Source organism: Achromobacter sp. RTa (assembly GCF_000757485.1).
In the GTDB taxonomy this organism is placed as follows: Bacteria; Pseudomonadota; Gammaproteobacteria; order Burkholderiales; family Burkholderiaceae_B; genus Achromobacter.
Genome location: NZ_JPYO01000042.1, coordinates 441,308 through 453,906, shown reverse-complemented (window position 1 = coordinate 453,906; position 12,599 = coordinate 441,308). Strand labels below are relative to the sequence as shown.

At 66.6% G+C, this 12,599-nt stretch carries 12 protein-coding genes; 5 read left to right on the top strand and 7 right to left on the bottom strand.

The features are described 5' to 3' along the window. The first annotated feature begins 53 nt into the window (after window positions 1–53). Window positions 54–1,010, top strand: coding sequence for a LysR family transcriptional regulator (locus tag JL37_RS19815; RefSeq protein ID WP_043546251.1), 957 nt, complete (start codon window positions 54–56; stop codon window positions 1,008–1,010). Here the strand turns inward: JL37_RS19815 and JL37_RS19810 are convergent. From JL37_RS19810 to JL37_RS19800, 3 genes are read right to left on the bottom strand one after another with little or no spacing between them, the layout of a single operon-like run. After that, the gene (locus JL37_RS19810) at window positions 1,007–1,492 is read right to left on the bottom strand and encodes a GNAT family N-acetyltransferase (RefSeq protein WP_043546250.1); all 486 of its coding nucleotides are present in this window, start codon (window positions 1,490–1,492) and stop codon (window positions 1,007–1,009) included. The two genes, JL37_RS19815 and JL37_RS19810, sit on opposite strands and share 4 nt — an antisense overlap. Before the next feature lie 46 nt (window positions 1,493–1,538). Further along, entirely contained in the window at window positions 1,539–2,567 is a 1,029-nt protein-coding gene (locus tag JL37_RS19805) for an LLM class oxidoreductase (RefSeq protein ID WP_156124345.1), read from the bottom strand. A gap of 29 nt (window positions 2,568–2,596) precedes the next feature. Beyond that, window positions 2,597–3,220: a glutathione S-transferase family protein gene (locus JL37_RS19800; protein WP_043546248.1), complete on the bottom strand. Its 624-nt coding sequence runs from the start codon at window positions 3,218–3,220 to the stop codon at window positions 2,597–2,599. A 143-nt stretch (window positions 3,221–3,363) separates the two neighbouring features. Between JL37_RS19800 and JL37_RS19795 the strand changes: the two genes are divergently transcribed. Then, on the top strand, window positions 3,364–4,254 hold the full coding sequence (locus JL37_RS19795) for a LysR substrate-binding domain-containing protein (RefSeq protein WP_043546247.1): 891 nt from the start codon (window positions 3,364–3,366) through the stop codon (window positions 4,252–4,254). Here the strand turns inward: JL37_RS19795 and JL37_RS19790 are convergent. Together JL37_RS19790 and JL37_RS19785 are read right to left on the bottom strand one after the other, a co-directional pair. Continuing rightward, window positions 4,242–5,255, bottom strand: coding sequence for a tripartite tricarboxylate transporter substrate binding protein (locus JL37_RS19790; RefSeq protein ID WP_043547074.1), 1,014 nt, complete (start codon window positions 5,253–5,255; stop codon window positions 4,242–4,244). The genes JL37_RS19795 and JL37_RS19790 overlap by 13 nt on opposite strands. Before the next feature lie 52 nt (window positions 5,256–5,307). Continuing rightward, complete coding sequence (locus JL37_RS19785; RefSeq protein ID WP_043546246.1) at window positions 5,308–6,477, bottom strand: M20 family metallopeptidase; 1,170 nt, start codon at window positions 6,475–6,477, stop codon at window positions 5,308–5,310. An 80-nt stretch (window positions 6,478–6,557) separates the two neighbouring features. On the opposite strand from JL37_RS19785, the gene JL37_RS19780 reads away from it, so the two are divergent. Beyond that, a complete protein-coding gene (locus JL37_RS19780) occupies window positions 6,558–7,328 on the top strand; it encodes an IclR family transcriptional regulator (protein WP_043546245.1) in 771 nt (256 codons plus the stop codon). An 11-nt stretch (window positions 7,329–7,339) separates the two neighbouring features. On the opposite strand, the gene JL37_RS19775 is transcribed toward JL37_RS19780, so the two are convergent. Together JL37_RS19775 and JL37_RS19770 are read right to left on the bottom strand one after the other, a co-directional pair. Next, window positions 7,340–7,789 (bottom strand): MarR family winged helix-turn-helix transcriptional regulator, encoded by a 450-nt coding sequence (locus JL37_RS19775; protein ID WP_043546244.1) that lies wholly within the window; start codon window positions 7,787–7,789, stop codon window positions 7,340–7,342. A gap of 3 nt (window positions 7,790–7,792) precedes the next feature. Next, window positions 7,793–9,391: an MDR family MFS transporter gene (locus tag JL37_RS19770; protein ID WP_043546243.1), complete on the bottom strand. Its 1,599-nt coding sequence runs from the start codon at window positions 9,389–9,391 to the stop codon at window positions 7,793–7,795. A gap of 330 nt (window positions 9,392–9,721) precedes the next feature. Here JL37_RS19770 and JL37_RS19765 point away from each other — a divergent pair, with 330 nt between their 5' ends. Further along, the gene (locus JL37_RS19765; protein ID WP_043546242.1) at window positions 9,722–12,214 is read left to right on the top strand and encodes an AsmA family protein; all 2,493 of its coding nucleotides are present in this window, start codon (window positions 9,722–9,724) and stop codon (window positions 12,212–12,214) included. Further along, window positions 12,211–12,597, top strand: coding sequence for an MOSC N-terminal beta barrel domain-containing protein (locus JL37_RS19760; RefSeq protein ID WP_043546241.1), 387 nt, complete (start codon window positions 12,211–12,213; stop codon window positions 12,595–12,597). The genes JL37_RS19765 and JL37_RS19760 overlap by 4 nt, the downstream gene beginning before the upstream one ends. Window positions 12,598–12,599 lie beyond the last annotated feature (2 nt).

The window sequence follows — 12,599 nt, the reverse complement described above, 5'->3', positions numbered from 1 at the left end:
GACTCGGTCCGTCAGCTGGACAATCTGCGTAGTTGTGCCTTGAATGGTGAACAATGATTGACAAAGAGCTGGATCTGAACCTGGTCAGGCTGTTCGTCGCGATGGCCGAGTCGCGCAATCTCAGCGCCGCCGCCGAGCGTTGCGGCATGACCCGTTCGAACATGTCGCACCGGCTGAAACGGCTGGAGCTGGCGATGGGCTCGCAACTGCTGCGGCGCACGACCCGGCATGTCGAACTGACGCAGGCCGGCCAGCTGCTCTATCAGCACGGCGTGCGCCTGCTCGATGAAATGCGCACGGCGCAGGCTTCCATCCACAGCCTGGACGGCAGCGTGCGCGGCGATGTCCGCATCCGTCTGCCGACGGGCCTGGGGCATCTGTACCTGGCGCCCGTGCTGCTCGATTTCACGCGCCGCTATCCGGATATCTCATTGCGCGTGCATATCAATGACGCCATCGGCGATCTAGTGTCGGCCGAGGTCGACATGGCGCTGAAGATCACGTCCGCGCCGCCGGAGGATCATGTCGCGCGCCGCATCTGCGACGTGCAATGGTGCCTGTGCGCCACGCCCGCCTTCCTGGACGGGCACGGGGCGATCTCGCAGCTGGAGCAATTGGGCGGCTGCACGCTGATCGCGCCGCAATCGCTGGGAAGGCGGTTCGATCTGCGCTGCAAGCGCGACCATGGCGACCCGCTGCTGCTGCGCGTGGCGCCGCGGCTGCAGTCCGGCGATTATCCGTTCCTGCGCGATGCCGTGCTTGCAAACCTGGGCGTGGCGTTGCTGCCGCGCTATGCCGTATGGAGCCAGCTGCGCGAAGGGGCGCTGGTCGAAGTGCTGCCCGAATTGGAGCCCGAAGGCGTGGGCGATGCGATCTATCTGCTGACCGCGCCCAATCGCTTCCCGTCCGTGGCGACGCGCACGCTGGTGGATCATCTGCGCGAACACATCGAACGGCATCGCGGCGACTGGCAGCGCGCGCCGGTGGCCTGGACGCCGCCGCCCGGCTAGCGGTATCCGCTCGGCTTCAGGTCGTAGGTGATCCATTCCGTTGCCTGCGAAAGTCCGTCGTAGAGCCGCCGCGCGGGATGGTTGTCGTGGGCGGTGATCCAGCGCACCAGGGGCCAGCCGCGGGCGTGGGCGATGGACGCCACCGCCGCGATCAGGCCGCGGCCGATGCCTTGCGCACGATGCGCGTCCGCGACGTAGAGGTCGTCGAGAAAGCCGGCATCCCGCCCTAGCAGCGGTTTGGGGAAGGAGCGGTAGTGCGCAAGGCCTACCAGCTTGCCGCTTTGAGTTTCGGCGACGATGCCTTCCTCGGGGTGTTCGGGCCGCATCAGCCACGACCAGGTGCGCCGCAGGATATCGTCATCCATGTCGGCGCGGTAGAACGCGGCGTATTGCCGGTACAGCGCCGCCCATTGGTCCTGGTCGCCCGGATCTACGTTCCTGATCGTGATGGCGTCCGCGCTTCGCGGGGTGTCGGGATTCATGTCGCTTTGCTCCGGCAACAGGGTTGGATGGACAGGCGTTCTGCGCTCACCATGAAACGGGCGCCGCTGCAGGCCCCGGGTGCGAGGGGAAGTGCGGCAGTACGTCTTCGGCCAGCTCCTGGATGATCTCGGCCGCGGGCCGCTGCGCGAACTGGATGCCCAGCGCGGCATGGTTCACGCCCGCCGCCTGCCAGGTATGCAGCAGGTCGACGAGGCCCTTGCGTCCGGTGCGCAGCACGAAGCCTCCCTGCAAGGGAGTGGGCGGATGGTCGGGGTCGTCCGCCAGGTCCAGCCATTCGTTGGTCATGTGCGGGCGGAAGCCGCCATCGGGGATGCGGTGGCGCCAGGCGCGGATCTTGTTGGCTAGGCGCTGCGGCCCTTCGGCGGTGTGCGTCGCGTCGGGGTAGGTCAGCCAGCCGTCCGCGTGCTCGGCGATCCAGGCCAGCGATTGGCCCGACGCGCCCGTGACGATCAGCGGAATGGGGCCGGCTGCTGGCTGCGGCAGGAAGCTGGCGCGCTCGAAGCGTCCCAGCGGAGAATCCACGGCAAGCGGACCGGGCCGCATGAGCTGGCGGAAGTACGCCACCGCCTGCGCGAAGCGTTCGCCGCGTTCCCCGTGCGCCAGGCCATACGCGGGAAATTCGATGGGGCGGTCGCCGGAGGCGATGCCCAGCACCAGGCGGCCGCCCGATAGCTGGTCGATGGTGGCTGCGGCCTTGGCCAGGTCGATGGGATGGCGCAGCGAGAAAATGGCGCTGCCCGTCGCCAGCGCGACCGTTTTCGTCCGGGCGGCGAGAAAGGCCAGATAGGTGAAGGGATCGAAGACCTGCCCGGCATCGCCGAACGAGGGATCGAATAGCGGCACGTCGCGCACCCAGACGGCGGCGAAGCCGCGCCGGTCGATCTCGCTTACGAGGTCCGCCTGCCCCGCCAGCACGCGCATGTCGCCGGCGTAGAAGCGCAGCGGCAGGAACATGCCCAGGGTCAACCGGTCCGGGGCGAACATGCGCCGGTAGCCGGGATGCGCCTGGAACGCGGTGTGCGAGGCGCCCGTCGGGTGCGGGAGGGAATGCATGTTGTCCATATCGTGTCCGTCCCGGTGCTTCATGCGTCCGTGGCGGGCGCAGGCAGCGTGACGCCCTTGCGCACGGCGGGCCGCGCCGCCACGCGTTCATGCCAGGCGCTCAAGTGGCGGTGCCTGCTGAAGTCGAAGTCGATGATGCGCGCGATGTGGGTCCAGCCGAAGTGCGCGATGTCGGCGATGGAATAGTCGTCTCCGGCCAGGTATGCATGATCGGCCAAGCGTTGATCGAGCACGCCGAACACGTCTTCCGTCAGCCGCTGGTAGCGCTCGACGGCGGCGGGGATGCGCGTGCCTGCGAAGCGCTCGAAATGCACGCGCTGCCCGATGATGGGGCCTACGCTGGAGGCGTGGAATTGCAGCCACTTGATCGCTTCCCAGCGCGCGGCGGCCGGGGCGGGCAGGAGCCGGCCGGTTTTTTCTGCCAGGTAAAGCAGGATGGCGGCCGACTCGAACAGCGTAATGCCGGTCTCGTCGTCGGTGATGACCGGGATGCGGCCGTGCGGATTCAACGCCAGGAAGTCCGGGCGCCGGTGTTCGCCCGCTCCGATGCGCACGTGGTGCAGGCGGTAGGGCAGCGCCAATTCTTCCAGGGCGATCGTGGCCTTGAAGCCATTGGGTGAACTGTCGGTATAGAGGTCGATCATCGCAGCTTCCGTTCAACAGTGCCGGCATGCTTGGTGGTAGCAGCGCGGCTAAACTTGGAGAATGTCCTGCTGGAAATTCTGCACGGTACGCAGCGGGAAAAGAAACGATTTGATCTATTGGCTATGTTTAGATGGACTAAACCATGAATCCTGTTTTTCCCCTGCTTGCCCTGCGTGCGTTCGCGGAGGTCGGCCGCCATGGCAGCATCAAGCGCGCGGCCGCCGCGCTAGGGGTGACCTCGGGCGCCGTCAGCCAGCAGATCCGGTTGCTGGAAGATCGGGTAGGCCTGCCGTTGTTCGCGCGCGGCCGCCGCAGCATGACGCTGACCGAGGCCGGCGCCAGCGTGCATCCAAGCCTGCTGCTGGCCTTCGACCAGATCGAAGGCGTGATGCGGACCCTGGAAGCTGCCCGCGCGCGCAAGGCGCTCACGATCAGCACCGTTGCTTCGTTTGCGGCGTCTTGGCTGGTGCCCAGGCTGGGGCGCTTCACCCGCCTGCATCCGGACATCGAAATCCGGGTCGAGGCGGCGGCAAGCCTGGCGGACCTGCGGCGCGACCGGGTCGATATCGCCATACGCCACGGGCTGGGCAGCTATCCCGGCCTGTTGTCGGAATCGCTGATGGCACCGGTGCTGCTGCCCGTCGCCAGTCCGGCGTTGCTTGCGTCCGGTCCGCCCATACGAGGGCCGGCCGATTGCCTGGACTATCCGCTGCTGCAGGATGGCGGGCGCGCGGACTGGGGGCTGTGGCTCTCCGCGCACGGCGTGGCGGAGGATCCGCGCGCCGAGCGCGGCACCGCGTTCGAGGACGACTACCTGCTGATACGCGCGGCCGAGGCCGGCCAGGGATTGGCCCTGGTGCCGGAGGTATATGCGCGGGAGGAGATCGCCGCGGGGCGCCTGGCGCTGGCGTTGGACAGGCCCTGGCCCGCGCGGTTCGCCTATTACGTGGTCATGCTGCCGGACACCGGGCAGCGCCCGGAGGTCGCGGCGTTCGTGGAATGGCTCAACCAGGAGGCGCGTCAGCCCGCCTGAACGTAGCCGGTGGCGCGGATCATTTCCTTGTGCTTCGCGATTTCGGCCGCATAGGCCGCCGCCGCTTCGTCCAGGGTCATGCGGCGCGAGACGTTGCGGCCGTCCGCTTCCAGCTTGGCGACCACGCCGCGATCTTCCAGCGCGTCGCCGATCGCCTTGTTCAGCGCCTGCTTGATCGCGGCCGGAGTTCCCTTTTTGACGAAGTAGCCGGCGTAGCTGGCGTATTCGAAATTGGCCAGGGCCGGCGTTTCGGTGATGCTGGCGACCTTGGCCAGCACCGCCGGCTTGTTCCGCGACAGCACCGCAAGCGCCTTGAAGCGGCCGCCCTGGATCATTTCCAGCATCGACGCCTGGAAGGGCATGATGCTGAAATCGATCTGGCCGCCGGCCAGGTCCTGGATGACCGGCGCCGTGCCGCTGTAGGGCACGTGCGTGAAGGGCACCTTCACGGTCTTGCCCAGGTATTCGGTGATCAGGTGATAGAGCGAGCCGACGCCCACGGTTCCGTAGGTCAGCGAATTCGACGCGTCGCGTTCGCCGGCCAGCTTCAGGAACTCGTCCACGTTGCCGACGGGCAGGCCGGAACGCACCAGCAGCACCAGGTGCGTCACGGTGATGGGCTGGATGCTTTCGAAGGCGTCCGGCTGGTAACGCACGGCGCGGTTGGTCAGGGGCGGAAGAATCAGTTCGTTCTGCGTGCCCTGGAAGAACACGCTGCCGTCGGCCTTGCCGTTCAGCACCTTGGACGCGGCGATCGTGCCGGTTGCCCCGCCCAGGTTTTCGACCACGACGCGGGCGCCCAGGCTGTCGCCGATCGGGCCGCTCAGGATGCGGGCGCTGACGTCGCTGGGGCCGCCGGCGGGGTAGGGGACCATCATGCTGACCGGTCCGGACGGATACGCCTGCGCGTACGCGGTTTTCATCCATGCGGCGGGGGCCAACGCCAGCGCCGTGCCGGCCTTGAGGAGGGCGCGGCGTGTCTGCAATGCGTGTGTAGTCATGAAAAGCACCTGATGAGAATGCCGGGCGGAAGGGCCGCGACGTTTGCGCCGCTTACCACTGGGTGTGGGCAAGCCGCAGTATCGTGTTGAGCACGGCCTGTCCGCGGGGAACGATGGTGCCGATCTCGCAATATTCATCCTGCGTATGGAATTTGCCGCCCACGGGGCCGGTGCCGCACAGCGTGATGGCGCCCAGGCTGGACGTGACGCCGGAGTCCGCGCAGCCGCCGCTGAATTCGGCTTCCGCCTTGTGGCCGATCGCGCCCAGCTCGGCCTGGTACAGCTCGAACAGCTTGCGGGATTGCGCGGTGGGCACGAAGGGCTTGAATTCGCCGGTGATGTCCAGTTTGGACAAGGTGCCGGTGATGAAGGACTTGTCGCAGATGCAGCGGATCTTGCCGACCAGGGATTCGCGCTGCTCCAGGTCGAAGATGCGCAGGTCGATCGCCGCAGTGGCGGAGGGCGCGGAGGTATTGACCGACAGGCCGCCGTTGACCAGGCCGACGTTCACGGTGACGCCCGCGTCGAGATCGGTCAGGGCGTCCAGCGCCACCACCTTGTGAGCCAGTTCGGAGATGGCGCTGATGCCTTCGGCGAAGTTCGCGCCCGAGTGCGCGGCCTTGCCTTCGATTTCCATGTTGAAGAACACGCCGCCCTTGCGCCCGGTTACGACGTTGCCCGACGGACGGCCCGGCTCGGCGTTGAACACGAAGCCCGCCTGCTTGCCGAAATGCGCGATGGCGTCCTTGCTGAGCGGCGATCCGATTTCCTCGTCGCAGGTGAACAGGCCGGTGATTTCCGGGGCCGCTTCGCCAAAGCGGGCGAAGGCGGCCAGCAGGAAGGCGTTCATCACGATGCCCGACTTCATGTCGGCCACCCCCGGGCCATAGGCGCGGGCGCCATCGATGCGGAAGGGCCTGCGGGCGGCCTCGCCTGCCGGGAAGACGGTATCGCAATGCCCCATGAGCAGCACGGGCTTGCCCACGTCGCTTCCGCGGTTCACGGTGACAGAGATCGCGGCTTCGACGTCGCCCGCGTAGTGCGAGGTCGTCTCCAGTCCATGCGACGCAAAGAACGACTCCAGCCGCCGGAACACGCGCGCCACCCCGGGTTTGTCGAAGCTGCCGGAATCGATATTGACGATATCCTCCAGTAGCGCAAGCATTTCCGGCTGTTGGCTTTCCAGCCATTGCGTAGCGGTGAGTCCGGCCTCGAGATTCATTGTTTGTTCCTTAGGTATTGTTATTTAATACTTAGTATTATTATGTGCTACCTGAGCCAACCCGTACATTAGGTAAAACGATGACGACCAACGCGCTGTACGTAGGGTCCGTGGGCAAGGCCTTCCGGGTCCTGGACTGTTTCAAGAACGCATCGGGCGACCTCGGCCTGATGGAGATCATGGCCATGAGCGGCCTGGACAAGAGCGCCGCCCAGCGTTACGCCTATACCTTGTGCGCCGAGGGCTATCTCGAGCAGAACGCGCAGACGCGGCGCTACCGGCTGGGCACGGGCATGCTCAACCTGACTTTCCATTTCCTGCGGATGCACGCGCTGGTCGAGGCGCTCAATCCCATCATGCTGGAGCTGTCGAAGTCCACGGGCGAGAAGATCAGCCTGTCCTTGCTCGATGGCAACGAGCTGGTCCACGTCATGCGGCACCAGACCCAGACCGAGCACTACCACGCATCGCTGGTCGGGCGCCGCGTGCCGCTCTACTGCACGGCGGGCGGGCGGGCCGTGCTGTCCTGCCTCGACGAGTCCGAGGCGTCGTCCCGCCTTGCGGCCGTCGAGCTGGCGGCCCATACGCCCAGGACCCTGACCACGGCGAAGGCGGTCAAGGCCGAAGTGAAAAAGGCCCGCGACCAGGGCTACGCCCTGATCGTCGACGAGTTCATCGTGGGGGAGGTCAGCCTGGCCGCGGCCGTGACGAATGCGCAGGGCGCGCCCTATGGGGCCCTGCACCTGTCGGGTTCATCCAACGCCTGGACGGGGGAGGAATACGCCGCGAAGTTCGCGCCCTTCCTCTTGCGCGCCATTGCGCAGTTCGAGCGCCGCAACCCGCCCGAATAGGCCGGACGGCGTCAGGCCTGCGCCGGCTTGTCGCCGGCGGCATGCAGGAAATTCTGTTCCAGCACGCTGAGCACGCGGTTGAGGGTGTCGATGTCGGCCGCCGTCAGGCCCTTGAGCGATTCCTCGAAGAAGGCGGCCCGCCTGGGCAGGGCGTCGTTCACGACCGCCTGGCCGGCAGGCGTCAGGCGGGCGTTGGTCAGCCGGTTGTCCTGAGGATCCACGGCGCGGGAAATCCAGCCCAGCTTCTGCATGGCCTGCAATTGGCGCGTGAGCGAGGCCGGGTCCAGCCGGCAGCGCTCCGCCAAGTGCTTTTGCGAGCACTGGCCGCATTCATGCAGGGCCAGGAGGATGCGCCAGCGCGGCAGGGCATGGCCGACGCGGCTGCTGAATGCGCTCTGCATGACACGATAGGTCAGCCCCATGTGCTGGATGACCTGCAGGCCTTGTTGCTGTTTGGGCAAAAGCTATTCTCCGACGCTGGCCGGCTCCGGCTTGGAGGGGCGGACCAATTGAACCGGGGGCACGCGCCGCACGCACCAGAGCGCGAAGACGGCGACGGCCAGGGCGATGAGCTGCCCTTCGTGGATGGCGCTGACGAGCGCGACGCGCGCGATCTCGATCAATGATGTCCCATCCTGACCCTGGTGCGCCAATTGTGCCAGGAACTGAGTCTGCGCCTCGGGATTGACCAGCATCTGCGGATCGTTCAGCTCAGGCAGCCAGCGGGCCGAGGCGCCGCGCAGCGTGGATTCGACGCCGCTGAAATAGCTGTGGCTGACCATGGTGCCGACGATGGCCGTGCCCACCATGCCGCCGATCATGCGCAGCGATTGCAGCAGCGCGGTGGCGATGCCCAGGTGGCTGCGGCCCGCGGTCTGCTGGGCGAAGACGGTCAGGTTGGGCATGATGAAGCCCATGCCCAGGCCGGCCATCAGCATGTAAACGGCGATGACGGCGTGTGAGGTGTAGTTGTGGGTGGTAACGATGCCCAGGCACGACAGGGCCATCAGGATGAAGCCTGCGTACAGCATGCGGTTGGGGTGGCGGATGCGGGTGATGATGCGGCCGTTCACGATGCTGCCCACCGTGATGAAGACGACCATCGGCGTGATCAGCATGCCCGCGTCCTGGGGCGACAGGCCGAAGCCCCCCTGCAGCAGCAGCGGGGCGTAGAACAGCAGCGAATACATGGTTACGCCGACCAGCAGCGCCAGCGTGAACAGCATGGCCAGGCCGCGATTGCGGAACATGTCCAGCGGCAGCAGCGGGTGCGGGCAACGCTTTTCCCACCAGTACAGCAGGGCGAAGGCCGTGGCGCTGCCCGCGCCCAGCAGCAGGATGGGCGTGCTCAGCCCTTCCTTGGGCAGCAGTTCGACCAGCAGCTGCAGCGAGCCCAGGCCCAGCGCGATGAGCAACGCGCCCTGCCAGTCCAGCCGCACGGGGCCGGACGTGTGGTTGCGCAGGTGCGGCAGGTAGCGCGCGACGAACCAGAGGCCCAGGGCGCCGATGGGCAGGTTCACGTAGAAGACCGAGCGCCAGCCATAGTGCTCGGTCAGCGCGCCGCCCAGGGTCGGGCCCACGGCGTTGGCGATGCCGAAGGCGGAGCTGAGCATCACCTGCCAGCGCAGCCGCACGTGCGGGTCGGGAAAGAGGTCGGGAATGGTGGCGAACGCCGTGCCCACCAGCATGCCGCCGCCGATACCCTGCAGCGCCCGGGCCAGCACCAGGGTGAGCATGCTGTCGGCCGCGCCGCACAGCGCCGAGGCAAGCGTGAACAGCACGATGGCCGTCACCACGAACGGTTTGCGCCCGTAGTAGTCGCCCAGCCGCCCGAAGATGGGAACGGTGATGACGGAGGTCAGCAAGTAAGACGTCGCTACCCATGCATACAGTTCGAAGCCCTTCAGTTCCGCCACAATGGTCGGCAGCGCGGTGCCCACCACGGTCTGGTCGATGGCGACCATCATCATGACGAAGCACATGCCGAGCATGGCAAGCAGGGTTTGGCGGAAGGGAAGCACCTGGCCGGGGGAATGGGGGGCGCCGGAAGCGGGGGCGGACATTATTGGATGGATCAATGATTGATGTATCAATTATTCTAGCCCTACAATCCGCCAGACAGAAAACCGTCAGCTTTCCACGTCCGTTCCGGAGGCTTTCCGCCCGCGGTTCGGCAGTTGGGCTGGGGCGAATTGCCAGGCGGCCTCGCGAAACCGGCCCGATTTGTTACGATAGCGGTATCTGTACGCTGGTCCGGCCAGCGTCTTCACCTCTCAAAAGGCCTGCGGCGCTACACGCCGGGCGGTCTTTTCCACCGGTAAAGCACCATCCCCGCGTCGCGGCGCGGAGGGCGGCATTCGAGGATTTCCAGTCGAGGTACCGACGGGGCAGCAATGAAAACGTGGTTCAAGCGCATTTTGATAGGCCTGGTGGTGTTGGTTGTCGTGGCCGTCGTTGGCCTGGCCATCTTCTTGCTGACATTCGACCCCAACGCGTACAAGTACAAGCTGGAAGAGCTTGTCCAGCAACGCTACCACCGCACGCTGACGATCGACGGCGAGATCGAGCTGTCGCTGTTCCCGCGCATCGGGCTGTCGGTGCAAGGCGTGTCGCTGTCCGAGCCGAATAGCTCCGAGACCTTCGCTTCCATCGATAGCACGCGGCTTGCGGTCGCCGTGTGGCCCTTGCTGTCCAACAGCTTCGTGGTGGACCACGTGGCCATCAGCGGCTTCAAGGCCCGCGTGATCCGCGACAAGCAGGGCCAGTTCAATTTCAGCAATCTCGTGGGCGGCACCTCGCCGGTCACGGCCGTGCCGTCCAATCCGGCGGAAGCGCTGGTGGGCGCGGCGCAGACCGCGGCGCAGGCCATTACCAACGGCAGCCTGCCGCAGCCCCGCAACAACATGCAGATCGACATCGCCGGCCTGGACCTGAAGGACGGCGAGGTGCAATTGCAGGACGCGATGAGCGGCATGGCGGTGGCCGTCACCAAGATCAACGCCAACACCGGCCGGGTCACGTTCAACCAGCCCTTCGACGTGCGCCTGACCGCGCGCGTCGAGGGCGGCAACCCGCGCGTGGACGCCAACCTGACCGGCCAGGCCCTGCTGACGCTGGATCCGTCCGTCAAGCGCTATGCCGCGCAAAAGCTCGACCTGCGCATGGACGGCAAGCTGCCGGGCGCCGAGGCCAAGAGCCTGGCCATGCGCGGCAACCTGGCGTTCGACGGCCAGAAATCGGCGCTGGACGTGGCCGGCCTGGAAGTCGTGTTCCAGGGCGACATCACCGACCCCGCCGCGCGCGCCACCAATGTGGATGCCAGCGTGGCGATGCCCAAGCTGTCGATCGACCCGCACAAGAGCCAGCTGCAGATCGAGAAGCTGGCCATCCGCGCCAAGGGCGGCGTGGCCGACGGGCCGTTCGAATTCGCCGTGGACGCGCCCGCGCTCAACATCTCTCCCGCCTCGGCCACCGGCGAGGCCCTGACCGGCCGCGTGCGCATCAGCGGCCTGGACGCCAGCTTCGGCCTGAACGGCATCAGCGGCAACGCCGGCGAGCTCGACATCAAGGAAGCCAAGCTCGACAGCACTTCCAAGAACGGCGAACGGGTGGTGAAGCTGAACTTCGCCTCGCCGCTGTCGCTGAATCTCCTGCAGCGCAGCGGCGGCCTGTCGGGCCTGCGCGGCGACGTGAACATCACCGATCCGGGGCTGCCCAAGGGCAGCCTGCAGATTCCCGTGATCGGCAGCGTGACGGCCGACCTGCTGAAGGACCAGGCCACCAGCAAGATCAATGCGGTGCTCGAAGGCGGCAAGTTCGACCTGAGCGCCGACATCACCCGGCTGAGCGACGCGCCCCGCGTGAATTTCGCGCTGGTCGTGGATACGCTGGACCTGGACAAGCTGGTGCCGCCCGCGGCGGCCCCCGCGGCCAAGCCGCCCGCCGAGGGCAAGAAGGACGAAAACAAGCCCGCGCAACCCGCGCCGGCTCCCCCGGACGATTCGATCAATCTCTCGGCGCTGATCGGCCCGAGCGTCAACGGCACGCTGAAGGTTGGCAAGCTGGTGGTGCGCGGACTGAAGGCTGACGACGTCGGCGCGTCGGTGAAGCTGGACAAGGGCAAGCTGGAAGTCACCAGCCTGACGGCGGGCCTCTACGGCGGCAAGCTGGCGGGTGCCCTGACGGTCGATGCCGCGCAGGGCAACCAGCTGGCCACCAAGATGTCGCTGGCGGGCATCGCGATCGAGCCGTTCCTGATGGACCTGGCGAACCAGAACGTGCTGAGCGGCACGGGCAGTCTGGCGTTGGACCTGAAGACGGCGGGCGCCAACGCCTATGCCATGAAGAGCGGCCTGGGCGGCACGATGCAACTGCGCCTGCGCGATGGCGCGGTCAAGGGCATCAACCTCACGCAGACGCTGCGCGAACTGAAGGCCGCGTTCAAGCCGGAGTCGCAGGACGAGACCGTTCCCGCCGACACCAGCAAGCAGACGGCTTTCTCCGAAATGGACGCGGACCTGGCGTTCGCCAAGGGCGTCGCCACCGTGAAGCGCCTGAACGTCGTGTCGCCGCTGTTGCGCGTGACGCAGGGCGAGCCGGCCACGATCGATTTCGTGAAGAGCGAGCTGGATCTGGTGGCGCGCGCGCGCGTCGTGAATCCGGCCGCCGATCCCGAAGGCAAGGAACTGATCGATCTGAAGGACGTGACCATCCCCGTGCACGTGAAGGGGCCGTTCCAGAAGCCGACCTACACCCTGCTCTGGAAGAACGCCGTCGGCGACATCCTGAAACGCAGCCTGGAGAACAAGCTGCGCGAAGCCGTCACCGGCAAGGGCAAGAATGGCGGGGCCGTCGACAAAGCGCTGAAGGGGCTGCTGGGCAAATGAGCGCCGGACAATTCCAACCCATCGCCGAATGCGGCCTTACGCCGCAGCCTGAGGCCGCCGGCTATCACCGCCAATGGCTGGTCGCCAACGATTCGGGGCAGTGGCTCAACCGCGAGCTCTGCCCGCGGCTGGCCGAGGTGACGGTCGAACTGCGGCTGGGCTATCTGGTGCTGAAGGCGCCCGGCATGCTGCGCATGGACATCCCCCTGGACGTCATCGAGGACGACGACAGCGTGCGCTACAGCATGATGGTCGGCGAACAGGCCATCGACGTGATCGACGAAGGGGAGCTGGCCGCGGCCTGGATCTCCAATTTCATCCAGGTGCCGTGCCGCATCATGAAGGTGCATCCGGACACGCCGGTGGCCGTCTGGCCCGCCTAGCG